At 64.0% G+C, this 15,361-nt stretch carries 18 protein-coding genes; 11 read left to right on the top strand and 7 right to left on the bottom strand.

All coding sequences use genetic code 11. From position 1 onward, the window contains the following. Positions 1-11: 11 nt before the first annotated feature. Together trxC and ASG57_RS34650 are read right to left on the bottom strand one after the other, a co-directional pair. Entirely contained in the window at positions 12-455 is a 444-nt protein-coding gene (gene trxC / locus ASG57_RS34655) for a thioredoxin TrxC (protein WP_024340924.1), read from the bottom strand. Next, positions 452-1,738, bottom strand: coding sequence for an NAD(P)/FAD-dependent oxidoreductase (locus tag ASG57_RS34650; protein ID WP_024340923.1), 1,287 nt, complete (start codon positions 1,736-1,738; stop codon positions 452-454). Before ASG57_RS34650 ends, trxC begins: the two co-directional genes overlap by 4 nt. A 95-nt stretch (positions 1,739-1,833) precedes the next feature. Here ASG57_RS34650 and ASG57_RS34645 point away from each other — a divergent pair, with 95 nt between their 5' ends. The 4 genes from ASG57_RS34645 to ASG57_RS34630 all read left to right on the top strand — a co-directional run bounded on the left by ASG57_RS34645 (position 1,834) and on the right by ASG57_RS34630 (position 6,865). Further along, positions 1,834-2,154, top strand: a complete 321-nt coding sequence (locus ASG57_RS34645; protein ID WP_028145971.1) for an ArsR/SmtB family transcription factor — start codon at positions 1,834-1,836, stop codon at positions 2,152-2,154. 121 nt (positions 2,155-2,275) lie between these two features. Continuing rightward, on the top strand, positions 2,276-3,280 hold the full coding sequence (locus ASG57_RS34640) for an efflux RND transporter periplasmic adaptor subunit (RefSeq protein WP_057199105.1): 1,005 nt from the start codon (positions 2,276-2,278) through the stop codon (positions 3,278-3,280). Beyond that, complete coding sequence (locus ASG57_RS34635) at positions 3,277-6,498, top strand: efflux RND transporter permease subunit (RefSeq protein WP_057199075.1); 3,222 nt, start codon at positions 3,277-3,279, stop codon at positions 6,496-6,498. Before ASG57_RS34640 ends, ASG57_RS34635 begins: the two co-directional genes overlap by 4 nt. Before the next feature lie 10 nt (positions 6,499-6,508). Next, positions 6,509-6,865 (top strand): carboxymuconolactone decarboxylase family protein, encoded by a 357-nt coding sequence (locus ASG57_RS34630; RefSeq protein ID WP_024340919.1) that lies wholly within the window; start codon positions 6,509-6,511, stop codon positions 6,863-6,865. Between the two features lie 67 nt (positions 6,866-6,932). On the opposite strand, the gene ASG57_RS34625 is transcribed toward ASG57_RS34630, so the two are convergent. Together ASG57_RS34625 and ASG57_RS34620 are read right to left on the bottom strand one after the other, a co-directional pair. Continuing rightward, on the bottom strand, positions 6,933-7,262 hold the full coding sequence (locus ASG57_RS34625) for a hypothetical protein (RefSeq protein ID WP_057199074.1): 330 nt from the start codon (positions 7,260-7,262) through the stop codon (positions 6,933-6,935). 111 nt (positions 7,263-7,373) lie between these two features. Continuing rightward, complete coding sequence (locus tag ASG57_RS34620; RefSeq protein ID WP_024340917.1) at positions 7,374-7,778, bottom strand: hypothetical protein; 405 nt, start codon at positions 7,776-7,778, stop codon at positions 7,374-7,376. A gap of 151 nt (positions 7,779-7,929) precedes the next feature. On the opposite strand from ASG57_RS34620, the gene ASG57_RS34615 reads away from it, so the two are divergent. Beyond that, a complete protein-coding gene (locus ASG57_RS34615) occupies positions 7,930-8,154 on the top strand; it encodes a hypothetical protein (protein ID WP_057199073.1) in 225 nt (74 codons plus the stop codon). 13 nt (positions 8,155-8,167) lie between these two features. Then, entirely contained in the window at positions 8,168-10,198 is a 2,031-nt protein-coding gene (locus ASG57_RS34610; protein ID WP_082529098.1) for a pyrroloquinoline quinone-dependent dehydrogenase, read from the top strand. A 43-nt stretch (positions 10,199-10,241) separates the two neighbouring features. Here the strand turns inward: ASG57_RS34610 and ASG57_RS34605 are convergent, their stop codons facing one another. Further along, complete coding sequence (locus ASG57_RS34605) at positions 10,242-10,484, bottom strand: PilZ domain-containing protein (RefSeq protein WP_024340914.1); 243 nt, start codon at positions 10,482-10,484, stop codon at positions 10,242-10,244. A 181-nt stretch (positions 10,485-10,665) separates the two neighbouring features. Between ASG57_RS34605 and ASG57_RS34600 the strand changes: the two genes are divergently transcribed. Continuing rightward, positions 10,666-10,959: an HdeA family protein gene (locus tag ASG57_RS34600; protein WP_024340913.1), complete on the top strand. Its 294-nt coding sequence runs from the start codon at positions 10,666-10,668 to the stop codon at positions 10,957-10,959. Positions 10,960-11,071: 112 nt separating this feature from the next. Here ASG57_RS34600 and ASG57_RS34595 read toward each other — a convergent pair whose 3' ends face one another. Then, positions 11,072-11,536 carry a PaaI family thioesterase gene (locus ASG57_RS34595; protein ID WP_024340912.1) on the bottom strand — a complete coding sequence of 155 codons (465 nt, stop codon included), beginning with the start codon at positions 11,534-11,536 and terminating at the stop codon, positions 11,072-11,074. Positions 11,537-11,917: 381 nt separating this feature from the next. Here ASG57_RS34595 and ASG57_RS34590 point away from each other — a divergent pair, with 381 nt between their 5' ends. From ASG57_RS34590 to ASG57_RS34580, 3 genes are all read left to right on the top strand, one after another. After that, positions 11,918-12,211, top strand: coding sequence for a hypothetical protein (locus tag ASG57_RS34590; RefSeq protein ID WP_024340911.1), 294 nt, complete (start codon positions 11,918-11,920; stop codon positions 12,209-12,211). A 106-nt stretch (positions 12,212-12,317) separates the two neighbouring features. Beyond that, positions 12,318-12,572: a hypothetical protein gene (locus ASG57_RS34585; RefSeq protein WP_057199072.1), complete on the top strand. Its 255-nt coding sequence runs from the start codon at positions 12,318-12,320 to the stop codon at positions 12,570-12,572. A gap of 192 nt (positions 12,573-12,764) precedes the next feature. Beyond that, positions 12,765-13,022: a DUF2798 domain-containing protein gene (locus ASG57_RS34580; RefSeq protein ID WP_024340909.1), complete on the top strand. Its 258-nt coding sequence runs from the start codon at positions 12,765-12,767 to the stop codon at positions 13,020-13,022. A 599-nt stretch (positions 13,023-13,621) separates the two neighbouring features. On the opposite strand, the gene ASG57_RS38900 is transcribed toward ASG57_RS34580, so the two are convergent. Then, a complete protein-coding gene (locus tag ASG57_RS38900) occupies positions 13,622-13,789 on the bottom strand; it encodes a hypothetical protein (protein WP_035698441.1) in 168 nt (55 codons plus the stop codon). A 262-nt stretch (positions 13,790-14,051) separates the two neighbouring features. Between ASG57_RS38900 and recA the strand changes: the two genes are divergently transcribed. Next, entirely contained in the window at positions 14,052-15,140 is a 1,089-nt protein-coding gene (recA, locus tag ASG57_RS34570) for a recombinase RecA (RefSeq protein WP_024340905.1), read from the top strand. Positions 15,141-15,361: the final 221 nt, after the last annotated feature.

Genomic DNA, 15,361 nt, shown 5'->3' with positions numbered 1-15,361 from the left:
TTGTTGGCGAGTTAAGAACGGGTGAGACCGGCTTCGGTCCAGGCGACGATGCTGCGGGCATCCATCGCGCCGGAATGGCGGGCGATCTCGCGGCCGCCGCGCATCAGCAGCAGGGTGGGGATGCCGCTGATGTTGAGGCGCGAGGACAATGAGGGGGCGTTGTCGGAGTTAAGCTTCAACAGCCGGACTTTCGGCTCCAGCTGCTGCGCGGCCCGTTCGAACATCGGCGCCATGGCGCGGCACGGGCCGCACCATGGTGCCCAGACATCGACCAGCACGGGAATGTCGTTGTTGGCGACGTGTCGGCTGAAGGCTTCCTCGTCCACCTCGACCGGATGGCCGGTGAACATCGGCTGGTGACAGGCGCCGCAACGCGCACCTTGCGGCGCGCGTTCGGCGGGCAGACGGTTGATGCGCCCGCAACTGCCGCAGACGATCTGGCGTGTCGTGCTCATGTGCCGGTTCGGACCTCCTTGAGCTTGGCGATGTTCAGCTTGTCGAGAACGAAGCGCTCGTAGAACGGCTCGCTCTCGCCGCGCCGCATCTTGCGCAGGAAGTATTTCTCGAAAGCGACCTTGGCGAGGTGCACCCATTCGCCCTTGGACGACCAGTTGACGTTTCGCGGCGGGATCTGCGGCTGCGCCAGGAACGCGACACCGGAGTCGCCGAAGTCGGCGAGGCAGATCGCGTTCCAGGTCGGCTGGGCTGTCGGCGCCTTGCCGCGAAGCAGGGCACCGATGTTCATCGCAGTCGCCGTCACCATGGATTCGATCATGAAGCCGGTCTTTGGGACGCCGACCGGCACCGGTGTCGCGCCGACTGGTGCGATCGCGACGCAGACACCGACCGCGAAGACGTTGGGGTAGGTGGGATTCTGCTGATGCTTGTCGACGATGACGAAGCCGCGCGGGTTGGTCAGTTTTTCGATACCGCGCACTGCTTCGACGCCGCGAAAGGCGGGCAGCATCATCGAATAAGCGAAAGGCAGCTCGTGGGCCTTGCGAGACGTGCCGTCGTCGGCGAACTCTTCCACCGACATCAAGCCGGGCGCGACGTTGTCGACGCGGGCGTTGGTGATCCACTTGATGTGCTTCTCGCGCATCTCGCTTTCCAGAAGCCCTTTGGTGTCTCCGACGCCGTCGAGGCCGAGATGTCCGATATACGGCTCCGAAGTGACGAACGTCATCGGAACCCGGTCGCGCAATTTTCGCCGGCGCAGCTCAGTTTCCAGAATGAAGAGGAATTCGTAGGCTGGCCCGAAACAGGAGGCGCCCTGCACGGCGCCGATCACGACCGGTCCGGGATTCGCCGCAAGCTTCTCGAAGGCTTCACGGGCATGTGCGGCATGATCGACGTGGCAGATCGACTGAGTATGGCCTTGCGGCCCCAGACCCGGAATCTCGTCGAAAGCCAATTCGGGACCGGTTGCGACGACCAGATAGTCATAGTTGATCGACGTGCCGTCGCCGAGCTCGACACTGTTCTCGGTCGGGTGGACGCGCCTTGCGCCCTGCGTCAGCAGTCGCACGCCCTTGCGTTTCATGATGTCCGCGAGGTCGATCTCGATCTCCTCACGCTTGCGCCAGCCGACTGCGACCCAGGGGTTCGATGGGACGAAATGATAGACGGACCCTTGCGCGATGACGCTAAGGCGATCTTCCTTCCTCAACTGTGGCAGCAATTCATAGGCCATCAGCGTTCCGCTCAGACCGGCTCCGATTACGACAACTTCCGCCATGGGTTTCCTCCGTTGGACCAAGCTGCTCCGCCAATTCGGTTCCGGCTGTCGTGCAGCGCTTGACTATATATTCGTATTTTCATATATACGCAAGTATGAAGATGAATGCTGAAATCATGGAGCGGGCTGCGGATCAGGCGAGCGAGTTGCTGAAGGCGCTCGCCAACCGGCATCGCCTGCTCCTCATCTGCCAGTTGATCGATGGCGAACGCTCGGTCGGCGAGCTCGCCGAGTTCCTGAACTTGCGGGACTCCACAGTCTCCCAACATCTTGCGCTCCTTCGCAAGGATGGCCTGGTGTCCGCCCGGCGTGAGGCCCAGACGATCTTCTATTCGATCGCGAGCGAGCCGGCGCGCAAGGTGCTGAAGACGCTCTTTCAGGCATTTTGCGCGCCGAAGTCCGCAAGGACCAGATGAAATCTAGAAGAGTTCGAGTGAGGGCGCCTTGAGCAGGATCAACACGCCCCCTTCCGAAGCAGATGAAATGAGCTGTGTGTAGCAGCGTGATGGTGCTTGGATCATGATACGGAACTATCCCATGCGATGTCTGGCGAGATCATTGGGCTTGCTGGCAGCCTTCGCGGCCATCGGGCTGCCTGCAACACTGGCGAGTGCGGCCGAAACGCTCGTGGTCACGCAGCAATCGATCGCCGACGAAAAGGCCGTATTCGCCACGGTCGAAAGCGTCAGCGTGGTGCCAGCGCGCGGACGCATCGGCGGCACGGTTGTCCAGCTCAAGGTCAGGGAGGGCGATCGCGTTGCCGCTGGTCAGGCGATCGCCACGATCGGCGACGACAAGCTCGTGCTGCAAATGAAATCGCTCGACGCCCAGATCGAGGCGCTGCAGGCACAGGCGAACCAGGCGCAGCTCGACTTCAGCCGGACCGAAGGTTTGGTCGAGCGTGGTATTCTGCCGCGGATCAAGCTCGACGAGCAGCGAACTGCGCTGAACGTCGCCGAGAACGGCCTCCGGGCCAAGACCGCTGAACGTGCGGTGATCAACGAGCAGCTCAACCAGGGCCAGGTGCTTGCGCCGGCGGATGGTCGCGTGCTGAAGCGGCTGATCACGGTGGGATCCGTCGTGCTCGCGGGTGATCCCATCGTCACCGTCGCCCAGCAGAATTTCAAGCTGCGGCTCCGCGTGCCCGAACGGCATGCGCGCTTCCTCAAGGCGGGGGATCGGATCCGCGTCGACGGCGCGGAGTTCGTCGGAGAGGTCGCCAAGTCCGGAGTCATTGATCTCGTTTATCCTCAGATCGAGGAGGGGCGCGTCATTGCGGATGCGACTGTCGAGGGCCTCGGTGAATATTTCGTCGGTGACCGCTTGCGGGTCTGGATCTCCGGCGGCACGCGAGCAGCGTTCGTCATTCCCTCCAGCTATGTGACGACGCGATTCGGCATCGATTATGTTCGGCTTCAGAAGGATAAAGGAACGATAGACGTGCCGGTGCAGCGTGGTCGCGAATTGCCGACGCCGGCGCTTCCCGACGGACTCGAGATCCTGTCCGGCATTTCTGCCGGCGACCAGTTGGTGCTGCCATGAATCTCGGACTGTCAGGACGGTTGACCAGAGCGACGATCGCATCCCCGCTGACGCCGCTGTTTCTGCTCGCGTCGCTCGTCGTGGGGCTGATCGCGGTGGTGATCATTCCCCGTGAGGAGGAGCCGCAGATCAGCGTTCCCATGGTGGACATCCGTGTCAATGCCGACGGCCTGCGCGGACCGGACGCCGTGGAGCTTGTGAGCAAGCCATTGGAATCGATCGTCAAGGGCATTGACGGCGTCGAGCACGTGTATAGCCAGACCGAGGACGACCGCGTCATGGTGACCGCGCGCTTCCTGGTCGGCACCAAGTTCGAAGATGCCATCCTGCGGGTGCACGAGAAGATCCGCGCCAATATGGATCGCATTCCCGTCGGCATCCCGGAGCCGCTGATCGTAGGACGAGGTATCAATGACGTCGCGGTGACGGTGTTGACGCTGTCGCCGAAGCCGGAGGCGGCCAGCCGCTGGACCGACAAGGATCTCTACGAGCTCGCCGACAAACTGCGCTCGGAGTTGATGAAGGTCGACGACATCGGCCTGACCTACATATCGGGCGGGGCGGCGCAGCAGATCCGGGTCGAGCCCGATCCGGAGAAGCTGTCGCTGTTCGGCATCACGCTTCAGCAACTCGTCGCCAAGGTCAAGGATGCCAACCGCTCGTTCCTGGCGGGACAGGTCCACGATGCCGGCACCGTGCGGAGCGTCGCGGCGGGCCAGACGCTCTCCGGCATTCCCGACATCGGACTATTGCTCATCACGAGCCGCGACGGCCGGCCGGTCTACGTCAAGGACGTCGCCTCCGTCGTCGTTGGCCCGAGCACGATTGAGCATCGCGTCTGGACGGAATCGCGCGATACCGCCGGACAGTGGGCGCGGACGCCCGCCGTCAGCCTGGCGCTGGCCAAGCGGGCCGGCGCCAATGCCGTCGTCGTATCCGAGAATATCGCCCACCGGCTGCAGGAATTGAAGGCCCGCCTCATTCCCGAGGATGTCCAGGTGACCGTGACGCGCGACTATGGCGAGACGGCCAACGAGAAGGCAAACGAGCTGTTGTTCCACCTTGCCCTTGCGACGATCTCGATCGTCGTCCTGATCGCGATCGCGATCGGCTGGCGCGAGGCGCTGGTGACCTTCGTCGTGATTCCCACGACGATCCTGCTCACGATGTTCGCCGCCAATTTGATGGGCTACACCATCAACCGCGTCAGCCTGTTCGCGCTGATCTTCTCGATCGGCATTCTCGTCGACGACGCCATCGTCGTCGTCGAGAACATCGCGCGCCACTGGGCCATGCGTGACGGCCGACCGCGCTTGCAGGCGACCATCGAGGCGGTGGCCGAGGTCGGCAACCCCACCATCGTTGCGACGTTGACCGTAGTCGCGGCGCTGTTGCCCATGCTGTTCGTGTCGGGGCTGATGGGGCCCTATATGGCTCCGATCCCGGCCAACGCGTCGGCCGCCATGCTGTTCTCGTTCTTCGTCGCGATGGTGGTCGCGCCCTGGCTGATGCTCAAGCTCGCGCCGAAAGGCGATACGGCTCCGGCGCATGCGGAGCACGATGAGGGCCGGCTCGGCCGGCTGTACCGGCGCTTCGCCGCACCGATCGTGCGGAGCAAGCGGTCGGCCTGGCTGTTCCTGCTCGGTGTCGGCATCGCGACGCTGTTGTCGATGACGCTTTTTGCGACCAAGTCGGTGACGGTCAAGCTGCTGCCGTTCGACAACAAGTCCGAGATTGCGGTGGTCGTCGACCTGCCGGAAAGGGCAAGTCTGGAGGCGACCGAGCGTACGCTGTTCGGCGCTGCAGAGATCGCGCGGCAACTGCCTGAGGTGACCTCGGTGCAATCCTATGCCGGCACCCCGGCTCCCTTCAATTTCAACGGCCTGGTGCGGCACTATTACTTGCGGGAGAGGCCCGAGCTCGGCGAGGTGCAGGTCAATTTGGCGCCGCGCGGCGAGCGCAAGCGTGCGAGCCACGAAATCGCGCTCGAGCTGCGCGAGAAGCTGAAGGCGCTCGGTCCGCCCCCGGGCACCAGCATCAAGGTGGTCGAAGTGCCCCCCGGGCCGCCGGTTCTTTCGACGCTGCTCGCCGAGGTCTACGGTCCGGATGCGACCACGCGCCGGGCAGTCACGGCCGAGCTCAAGAAGATTTTCGCCGAAGTGCCGTTCATCGTCGATATCGATGATTCCATCGGCGAGAAGCGGCCGCGACTGCGGCTCTCGATCGACCAGGACAGGCTCGAGTTCTTCGGCGTCGAGCAGCGCGATGTCTACGACACGATCCAGACGCTCTTCGGCGGCACCTCGATCGGCTACTCGCATCGAGGCGAGGACCGCAACCCGATCGAGATCGCCGTGCGCCTCGGGAAGCGCGATCTGGTCTGGGACGAGGCTCTCGCCTCAACGCCGGTGCCAGCCAATACGTTGCCCGGCAGCAAGACGGTGGTCGAACTCGGTCAGGTCGTGAAGGCGACCGTGGAGGAGGGCTCGCCCACGATCTTCCGCCGCGACGGCCGCTTCGCCGACATGGTGATGGCCGAGCTCGCCGGACGCTTCGAGGCTCCGCTTTACGGCATGCTCGCGGTTGCCGATCGCGTCGAGGCGCATGATTGGGGCAAGCTGCCGAAGCCCGCGATCAGCCTGCACGGCCAGCCGTCTGACGAGTCGCGTCCGACGCTGCTATGGGACGGCGAATGGGAAATCACCTGGGTGACTTTCCGCGACATGGGCGCGGCCTTCGGTGCAGCGATCCTCGGCATCTATGTGCTGGTCGTGGCCCAGTTCAGGAGCTTCCGCCTGCCGCTCGTGATCCTGACGCCGATTCCGCTGACGCTGATCGGCATCCTGATCGGGCACTGGCTCCTGGGGGCGCCGTTCACCGCCACCTCGATGATCGGCTTCATAGCGCTGGCCGGCATCATCGTCCGCAATTCGATTCTGCTGGTGGACTTCATCCGGCATAGCGGCGCCGGGGGCAAATCGCTCCGCGATGTCGTGCTGGAGGCGGGAGCAGTCCGCTTCAAGCCGATCCTGCTGACTGCGCTTGCGGCCATGATCGGGGCGGCAACCATCCTGCTCGATCCGATTTTTCAGGGATTGGCGATCTCGCTCCTGTTCGGGCTTGCGTCGTCAACGCTGCTCACCGTGCTGGTGATTCCCGCGATCTACATCGCCTTGCGTGCGCCGCGCGAGGCTCCGACCACAGCCAAATCCAGCTAACGAGGATCCGATGGACAAGAACTACGTCGACATCACCCGGAACATCTCGGCCAATCTGAAGAAGCTGCGGAGCGACATTCCCGACACCATGAAAGGATTTGCCGCGCTGGCCCAGGCCGCCACGCGTGACGGCGCGCTCGACAAGAAGACCAAGGAGCTCATCGCCTTGGCGCTCGGTGTCGCCGCACACTGCGACGGCTGCATCGGCTTTCACACCGAGGCGCTCGTCAAGCTGGGCGCAACGCGCGAAGAGATCGAGGAGACGCTCGGCATGACCGTCTACATGGGTGGCGGGCCGTCTTTGATGTACGCTGCGGATGCCATTGCGGCCTACGAGCAGTTCCAGCAGCAATCAGCCGCTCTATAACGGCGGTCATAGGAACGGGACCGGCCGAGTCGTCTCGTCCGGTCCCGCCTATCAATCCGTCATTGATTTACCAGCGGTCGCCGACGCCCACACCGACGCTGACGCCAGGGGCGCGAATGCCCACGCCGGCGCGCGGCCCGTCATGCCGGTGGCGATGATACGTCCGCCGCTCATAATAGCGGTCGCGCGGCATGTAGTTATAGGAGTCGCGCACGATCACGCGCGAACCGCTGCGCTTGCGATAGCAGCGACCGTCGTCATCACAGACCATCCGCACTTGCTGGACAAGATCCGGATTGGTGTACTCGCTGGTTGTATAGATATCGGAAGCCTTCGCACTCGACGCGGCTGCCAAAGCACCGACGCCAGCCAACAGCGCAATCGTAAACGTCCTCATCGTGTCCTCCTCCGAGACTGCCCTCCGCGGTAACAAGAAGAGGAAGCAGTGATCGCTCCCGGCCGCGCTGCTTGTTTTTCCCGGAACCGCAACGCGCTGCAGAACGGGTTCCTAGATCGGCTCGTAAGTCTCCGTGCCGCAGATGTCGTCGGCTTCCGCCCGCCGGCGGTCCACGACCTTTCCGCCATTGATGGACACCAGGTAGGTCTGGGCGCCGAGCGGCGCGCCCGTCGCGGAGGTGAGCTGTGCGCGGACGCATGCCGTCCAGCCGAGTCCTCGCAGCTCACGATGGGGTGGGGCGACGTGCACCTCGCGCGGATAGGACGTTGGGAGAAAGACGACGTCGATCTGCTCGCGCACCACGCGCTTGACGTCGGGTGGCGTTTCGGGCGGCGGCTGCTCGGGCTCCTTCATGCGCATGAACTCAGGCACCGGTGCGCGGCTGTCGGCAAAGCCGCAGGCCCCGAGCGCGAGCGCTCCGGCGAACAGCGCCGCATGAGCAATAATCCGTAACATCCGTGAGGATCCCCTGCGGGCCAACAGATAGGCACGAACGCGATCCGGCGAAGTCCCGGCCGATCAAGATTTGCTGAGGCCAGGAACGCGCGGCGTTTGCTATTCCGCGATCGCGGGCTAGTTTGTACCCCACACGAGGGGGATTGCATCGATGAGGATTTTGGTCATAGCGGCAGCGGCGCTGGCGCTGGCGGCTGGATCGGCGGAGGCGCAAGGCCGGCGCCAGCCCAATGACGGAGCCAAGCCCGCCGACCATGCACCCAAGGTCGACGAAAAGGCTTACAAGGCCGCGCTCGAACGCATCCCCGAGCCCAAGGATAAATACGATCCGTGGGGCGGCGCCCGGCCAAGCGACCCCGCCAAGAAATCGAGATAGAGCGAGGCGGCCGTTGCGAGCGCGTCAGCTTTTCGCGGCTCCATTCGCTGCGTTCGTATTGTTTGCAGCCTCGCCATGCTTCGCCTGGCAGAGCTGGGGCGGCGACGTCGGCGGCTCGCGCTTCTCGTCGTTGCGACAGATCACGCCGGACAATGTCGGTCAGCTCGTCCGCGCTTTCGAATATCGCACCGGCGATCTCACCGCGCGCCCGCCCGAGGTGGTGCGGCGAACCAAATTCCAGGCGACGCCGCTGTTCGTCGAGGACAGCCTCATCTTCTGCTCGCCCTTCAACGAGGTGATCGCGCTCGATCCCGGAACAGGGGTACAGAAATGGCGCTTCGATCCGAAGATCGCGGTCAACCAGCGTCCGGCCAATCGCCATGTCTGCCGCGGCGTCACTTATTGGGTCGATGACACGGCGCCCCCGGAGGCCGCCTGCCGCTCGCGCATCTTCATGGGCACCAACGACGTTCGCCTGATCGCGCTCGACGCGAAGACTGGAATTCCCTGTGCCGATTTCGGCAACGGCGGTGAGGTCAAACTCGAGATCGGCATGCCGCTGGATTGGCCTGGTGAATTCCAGGTCACTTCGCCGCCAGCGGTTGGCCGCGGTGTGGTCGTGGTCGGCTCCGCGATCGGCGACAATCGCCGCGTCGATGCGCCGAGCGGCATGGTGCGTGCGTTCGACGCGCGCAATGGCCAGCCACGCTGGACCTTCGACCCGCTCAAGCGCGACGGCATCGAAGCCGGTCACGCCAACGTCTGGGCGCCGATGTCAGTCGATGACGCGCGCGGACTCGTCTTCCTGCCGACCTCGTCGCCATCGCCGGACTTCTGGGGCGGCAAGCGGCCTGGCAGCAACGAGCACGCCAATTCGGTGGTCGCATTGCGCATCGCGACCGGCGAACTCGTATGGGCCTTCCAGACGGTGCATCACGATGTTTGGGACTATGATCTGGCCGCGCAGCCGACGCTCACGCGCATCGATACCGGCGAAGGGCAGCGCGATGTCGTGATCCAACCGACCAAGCAGGGCTTTGTCTTCGTGCTCGATCGTGACACCGGAAAGCCGGTGTGGCCGGTCGAGGAACGCCCGGTGCCGCAGGGCGGCGCTGAAGGAGAGGCGCTGTCCCCGACGCAGCCATTCCCGACACATGTGCCGGCACTGACATCGCAGACGATCTCGCCCGATGATGCGCTATCTCTGATGCCCGGCATCGGCCGTTCGTCTTGCGAACGTCAGTTCGCGGAAGCACGCAATGAGGGCCTGTTCACGCCGCCCTCGAGGCAAGGCACTCTGGTGTTTCCGTTCACCGGTGGCGGGGTGAACTGGGGCAGCGCGGCCTTCGACCCGGTCAACCAGATCCTTTATGCCAACACCAGTCGCGCCGTTCACCTCATCAAGCTGATCCCGCGCGCCGAGGCGGCCGGATTCAATCCGCCGCCCGGTCACGATTTCGGCCAGCAGCGTGGCGCGCCGTTCGCGATGTCGCGTGCGTTGGTGACGTCGCCGCTTGGGCTGCTCTGCAACAAGCCGCCATGGGGTGAGATGGTCGCGGTCGATGTTCGGGCAGGAAAAATCCTCTGGCGGGCGACGGTCGGCACCACCGAGGATCTGGCCCCGCTCGGCGTGCCGTTGCCCTGGGGCGCGCCGCTCGTCAACGGGCTTGCTGTCACCGCCGGCGGTCTCGTCTTCACCGGAGCGATGGACGCTTATTTACGTGCCTTCGACGGGCGCAGCGGCAAGGAGCTGTGGCAGGGTCGGCTGCCGGTGCCCGGTGTTGCCAATCCCATGACCTATTTCTGGAAGGGCGAGCAATATGTTGCGATCGGCGCCGGCGGCCACTCCGAGGCAGGTACCTCGATCGGCGACAGCTTGGTGGCGTTCCGCCTGGCGCGGCCAGGCGAGGGGCCGACATTATGGTCGCGTACCATCGATCGTCCTGGTGGACGCTTCCTTGCGGCATCCTCGGTGATCGGGATCGGGATCGTCGTGCTCGCGATCGCAAGCCTGCGCTGGCGTCGCCGCGGCAAGCAATCGTGATCGTGGTGTGCATGTGATGCGAACGCTCGTTTACATCACGCGACTATTGCACAAAGGCGAGGCCGATGCGCCTGTCGTTGCGCCAAACCGTGCGGCAATGCCGTACGAAACCGTCGCGCACGATCGCAAGCGTGAACGATGGCGGCAGCATGACGGAGGCGTCGAGGTCGATCGCCGCGCCGTCCGCCGACATGTTTCGCACCGTGCAAGAGATGCCGCTGTTTTCGAAGGTGATCGTTCCACCCTTGAAAACACGGTGACGTTGTGCTGAACGCTTCTCGATCATCCCGCGTCGATCCATGTTGATGAGTGTGAAGTAGTGCATGGAAATTGCGTTCAACTAAATTCAATACTGGCGCTACTTGCACAAGCCTTCAGACTTTGTTTACGACGTTGAAGCGGAGGGTCGCTTTGCGAACCTGCCTGCGAGCCCTTTTTTATGGCGTCACACGCCGATGGAGATACTGATGAAAATTTTGCTTTCGATCTTGTTCGCTGCAGCGTTCTCGCTGTCATCGATGCCCGCCCACGCGGTCAAGTGGGACCTCGCGACCATGAGCTGCAAGCAGTTCCTCGAAAGCGGTGAAGACAACATCCAGGTCGTGCTGACCTGGATGGACGGCTGGTACAAGGGCGACGAGGACAACGCGATCATCGACACCGACGAGTTCATCGACAACGCCAAGAAGTTCGGCGCCTATTGCGCAAAGAATCCGAACGCCAGCATCGTCACCGCGGCCGACGAGATCCTCGGCAAGTAAGATCGCCGCCGCGACGATGCCAAGCGCGTCCGCGATCGCGTTTCCCATCCCGACATGAGTGCCGAGAGCCGCGCTGCGCTTGCCGGCGGCTCTTTTCTTTTCAGGTCGCGTTTCACCCCGGCAGCATCGCGAACGCGCTCGACACCATCGCGACCGGCTTGCTGTCGGCAGCCGAGAGCAGCGTCACGCGGCCGAAGCTCATGGTGCGCCCGAGCCGCACCACGCGCGCATCCGCAAGCACATCGGACGAGGAGACCGCGCGCATGAAATGCGTGGTCTGGTCGACCGTGGTCATCGGGCGGTAGCCGCGATTGGCAGCGAGGATCGCGATCACCATGGCGGTGTCGGCAAGCGCCATCAGGGCCTGACCGCAGACCACGCCGCCGTGCCGGCACAGCCGCTCCGAGAACGGCATGCGCAGCAGCGCGCCCGGCTGCCAGTCCGGGAGGTCCGCCGGCTGCGCATGCTCGATGCGCTCGACGGCGAGGTTGAGGTCCTGGACCCAGGGCGCAAAAACCTCGCCGAGGATGCGTCGGGCGTCTGCGATGCCGAACTCGGCCTGTGGCTGCATTTGCATTGCTGTTGCGCTCTCCCGTGTTGCCGGATGTTTCGCCTCATTGTGCGCTCATCGCCGCGGCAAAGTCACCCGGCTTGCGCCGGTCCCCTCGGCTTGAAAATGCCCGAGTTGGCCCGGTATGATGCCTTGCTTGGGTACGGGTGGAAGATGTTGCGTCGGTGTGTCCTCGTCTTTTGCATGGCCGCGCTCGGTTTCGCGCTGGGCGGGTGCACCAAATGCGGGCCGGTGTGGGACGATTGGCTGCATGCGCCCAAATCGTGCAGATCGGATCGGCTCTAGCGGCACACGTTGCCTTGAGCGGCCCCTTGGACGCAGCCGGGCCGAAGCAAGGATGACACGGGCGGGGCGGTCCGCGCCTCATGGATGATCAAGGAGTGGATGATGAAGCTTTTCCGTTTGGCCGCGGTGCTGGCCGTGTTGGCGGGACCGGCCTACGCGCAAATGCCCAATCTCAATTTGCTGCAGGATGCCCCGAGCAAGACCCCGGAGGAAAAGGCCGCCGAAGCCGAGCGTGACAGGGCCTACAAGGAAACGCTGAAGAAGATCCCGGATTCCAAGGGATCGAACGATCCCTGGGGCGGCATGCGCTCCGATCCGCCGAAGCAGCCGGCGCCGAAGGCCTCGGCCGCAACCAGCGCGCCGAAGAAGACAAAGAGCGGCACGGCTGCCAACTGACCGCGAAACCCGTTCGGAGGGCGCAACGCCCCTTCGGACAGGACTCCTCTTCGTTCGGCCCGCGCCTACATTTGGTTGAGCGTATTGCGTCGAGGAGTAGCGGAAGATGGCCGATCGGCCGCGGGATCTCGCCGAGCGGATGGCGCGCCGGCGCAAGCTGGTGGGCAAGCCGGGCCAGATGGCCGGCGACGGCTATCTGCGCGAGACCTTCACGCTGCCGCGCGCAGCGGCGCGGGAAAGGGCGCAGGCCTTCTTCGCCCGCTACCCCAAGGCCGGCTATATGAGCGCCGTCGAGACTTGGCGCGAGCTGCCCGGCGGCGACATCGAGTTCACCATGCGGCGGCTGCCCAGCGCGGATTGACCGAGGCTTGATCCGAACGCGAGCCTCCGCTCGAACTCCGTGGTTCTCCGACCATGAACAAAGTTCCTGAACATCGCACGGGCTGCTTGCGGACACCGTTGAACTCTGAGGCGGTTCCGGCCAAGGTTCCAGATCGCTCCAGACGGCATGTGCCTTGCTTCTCTGATGGCGGCACGCAACCATGGACGTCCCATGCTCGGCATTCCCCGCCGTTATTCACATTTCGTCTTTGGCATCATCCAGTCCGGATTGACCTCGCTGATCGCGGCGGGGATCGCCAGCTTTCCCGCGGCCAGCCCGATGAGCTTCGTTCGGCACTGGATGGTGTCGTGGCTGATCGCATGGGCGACGATGCTGCCGATCGTGCTGCTGGCGGCACCCGCGATTCGCGCCTTCTCACTGCGCCTGACGCAGGGGGAGCGGGATCCGCGGGTCGGCCGGGAGGCATGAAAAAAGTCTCGCCTGGGAGCGCCAAGCGTGGCCGAGAGTCATTGGAGGCTGGGGTGCTGGGCTGCAACACCTGAGCGGAGCTACTCCGGCTGGCTCGGCTGACGACAGCCTGACGCGTCTACCCGCGCGACGGCTGGCGTAATCCGCCGAGGTCGCGATTGAAGGGCCGCAGACTGGCCCCGCACCCGTCCCAATTTCGACATCCGCTCGCGCCACTGCGGACATACCCGTCGGCAAGATCTGATCCGTCGGCAGTGCCATGGGGGAAACGTGGCGCGCCGAGAACGGGGTGGCGTCATGGATAACGTAGAGCGGTCATTCGCCGCCGCGACGGCGGTTGGCTTCGTGGTGCTGGTGATCGGCCTGGTGCTGCTGGCGGTGCTGTAGCGGGTGCGCGGCCGGGCCGGAGTTCGTGCCTTCCGATGGCAGGCGCAGTCACATCCTGTCTGTCAAAACTGCAAAACAACCCCATGCACAGTAGGCTGCCCGGCAATTTGCTTGGTCCGCCAATGGCTTGAACATGGTGTTCAGATACCTCAAGCCTTCGTTGCGCCCCTCAAGCCCGGCGATGGCCAGTTCCGAAGCCGGGTCCTTGCTTCTCAGTGAATCCTGACCTCGTTCAGGGGAAGGTGGAGCTCGGCGGCACGCTCCTGGCGATCCTTCCTGCGGAACTCGTTCTCCTGTCGCTCGAACTTCGCCATCTCCTCGTGCGCCGCCTCGAGCAGCTGATGGCGCCACATGGCAGCGCCGTGCGTGGTTTCCGTCATGGTCATGGTCCCCAGAGTTGCGGTCCATGACCAGAGAAGGCCGGAGACCGCGAAAAGGTTCGGTGCCGTCGGATCGGAATTCTGACGGCATCTCGTCCGCGCGCCGTTGAGGCGCATCAAACGTGGAGCGAGGCCGACCGCCCAAATCCGCAAAAGAACATATTGCGAACATAGAACAGATAGGGTACATTGCCTTTATCGCCGAGCTGCCTCGCAATCGTTTGTCCCTCACGCGAATCCTCGCCATAAGGAGCACGACCCAATGTCCGCAACTGCCCTGCGTATCGTCGAAGGATCTTCCATGGACAAGAGTAAAGCTCTGGCCGCCGCGCTCTCTCAGATCGAGCGGCAGTTCGGCAAGGGCTCGGTGATGAAGCTGGGCAAGAACGACCGGTCCATGGACATCGAGGCGGTGTCCTCCGGCTCCCTCGGGCTTGATATCGCGCTCGGCATCGGCGGCCTGCCCAAGGGGCGTGTCGTCGAGATCTACGGGCCGGAATCGTCGGGCAAGACGACGCTGGCGCTGCATACGGTGGCGGAGGCGCAGAAGAAGGGCGGCATTTGCGCCTTCATCGACGCCGAGCACGCGCTCGACCCGGTCTATGCCCGCAAGCTGGGCGTCAACATCGACGAGCTGCTGATCTCGCAGCCCGACACCGGCGAGCAGGCGCTGGAGATCTGCGACACCTTGGTGCGCTCCGGTGCCGTCGACGTTCTCGTGGTCGATTCGGTCGCGGCGCTGGTGCCGAAGGCCGAGCTCGAGGGCGAGATGGGCGATGCGCTGCCGGGCCTGCAGGCCCGCTTGATGAGCCAGGCGCTGCGCAAGCTCACGGCCTCCATCAACAAGTCCAACACGATGGTGATCTTCATCAACCAGATCCGCATGAAGATCGGCGTGATGTACGGCTCGCCTGAAACGACCACCGGCGGCAATGCGCTGAAATTCTACGCCTCAGTCCGCCTCGACATCCGCCGCATCGGCGCGATCAAGGAGCGTGACGAGGTGGTCGGCAACACCACGCGCGTCAAGGTGGTGAAGAACAAGCTGGCGCCGCCCTTCAAGCAGATCGAGTTCGACATCATGTACGGCGAGGGCGTCTCCAAGATGGGGGAGATCCTCGATCTCGGCGTCAAGGCCGGCATCGTCGAGAAGTCCGGCGCCTGGTTCTCCTATGACAGCCAGCGCCTCGGTCAGGGCCGCGAGAACGCCAAGGCGTTCTTGAAGGGCAATCCCGACATCACCGCCAAGATCGAGACCGCGATCCGCCAGAACTCCGGCCTGATCGCCGAGCAGATCCTGGCCGGCACGCCCGAGCGTGACGCCGATGGCGAGGAGCCGGCGGAAGAGTAGGCCTCGACCAGCGAAGAGTTTTTCGCGAGGAGCGGGCACTGAGGACGTTGAGTTGCCGACGTCTTCGGTGCCCGTTTCGTTTCTGCGTTGCGTTGATCAGGTGGTGCGATGAAGCGGCTGATCTTGACCGGCTGCGGTGGCGGGAGTGATCTCGCTCGATCGGGGTTGGCCGAGATCGTCATCCCGTTCCATTTGAGTGGGGACCGCTCCCGCCGGCGGAA

Source organism: Bradyrhizobium sp. Leaf396 (assembly GCF_001424605.1).
Taxonomy (GTDB): domain Bacteria; phylum Pseudomonadota; class Alphaproteobacteria; order Rhizobiales; family Xanthobacteraceae; genus Bradyrhizobium; species Bradyrhizobium japonicum_C.
Note: the sequence above shows the minus strand (reverse complement) of the source record. Positions and strands in the feature narration are given on the sequence as shown.

Excerpts from the sequence above, each read along its gene's own strand:
- ASG57_RS34630 (WP_024340919.1), top strand. The coding sequence starts at position 6,509 with ATGGACAAGAACTACGTCGACATCACCCGGAACATCTCGGCCAATCTG.
- ASG57_RS34605 (WP_024340914.1), bottom strand. The coding sequence starts at position 10,484 with ATGATCGAGAAGCGTTCAGCACAACGTCACCGTGTTTTCAAGGGTGGA.
- ASG57_RS34640 (WP_057199105.1), top strand. The coding sequence starts at position 2,276 with ATGCGATGTCTGGCGAGATCATTGGGCTTGCTGGCAGCCTTCGCGGCC.
- ASG57_RS34635 (WP_057199075.1), top strand. The coding sequence starts at position 3,277 with ATGAATCTCGGACTGTCAGGACGGTTGACCAGAGCGACGATCGCATCC.
- ASG57_RS34585 (WP_057199072.1), top strand. The coding sequence starts at position 12,318 with ATGGCCGATCGGCCGCGGGATCTCGCCGAGCGGATGGCGCGCCGGCGC.
- ASG57_RS34625 (WP_057199074.1), bottom strand. The coding sequence starts at position 7,262 with ATGAGGACGTTTACGATTGCGCTGTTGGCTGGCGTCGGTGCTTTGGCA.
- ASG57_RS34580 (WP_024340909.1), top strand. The coding sequence starts at position 12,765 with ATGCTCGGCATTCCCCGCCGTTATTCACATTTCGTCTTTGGCATCATC.
- ASG57_RS34600 (WP_024340913.1), top strand. The coding sequence starts at position 10,666 with ATGAAAATTTTGCTTTCGATCTTGTTCGCTGCAGCGTTCTCGCTGTCA.
- ASG57_RS34645 (WP_028145971.1), top strand. The coding sequence starts at position 1,834 with ATGAAGATGAATGCTGAAATCATGGAGCGGGCTGCGGATCAGGCGAGC.
- ASG57_RS34650 (WP_024340923.1), bottom strand. The coding sequence starts at position 1,738 with ATGGCGGAAGTTGTCGTAATCGGAGCCGGTCTGAGCGGAACGCTGATG.
- recA (WP_024340905.1), top strand. The coding sequence starts at position 14,052 with ATGTCCGCAACTGCCCTGCGTATCGTCGAAGGATCTTCCATGGACAAG.
- ASG57_RS38900 (WP_035698441.1), bottom strand. The coding sequence starts at position 13,789 with ATGACGGAAACCACGCACGGCGCTGCCATGTGGCGCCATCAGCTGCTC.
- ASG57_RS34590 (WP_024340911.1), top strand. The coding sequence starts at position 11,918 with ATGAAGCTTTTCCGTTTGGCCGCGGTGCTGGCCGTGTTGGCGGGACCG.
- trxC (WP_024340924.1), bottom strand. The coding sequence starts at position 455 with ATGAGCACGACACGCCAGATCGTCTGCGGCAGTTGCGGGCGCATCAAC.
- ASG57_RS34620 (WP_024340917.1), bottom strand. The coding sequence starts at position 7,778 with ATGTTACGGATTATTGCTCATGCGGCGCTGTTCGCCGGAGCGCTCGCG.
- ASG57_RS34595 (WP_024340912.1), bottom strand. The coding sequence starts at position 11,536 with ATGCAAATGCAGCCACAGGCCGAGTTCGGCATCGCAGACGCCCGACGC.
- ASG57_RS34615 (WP_057199073.1), top strand. The coding sequence starts at position 7,930 with ATGAGGATTTTGGTCATAGCGGCAGCGGCGCTGGCGCTGGCGGCTGGA.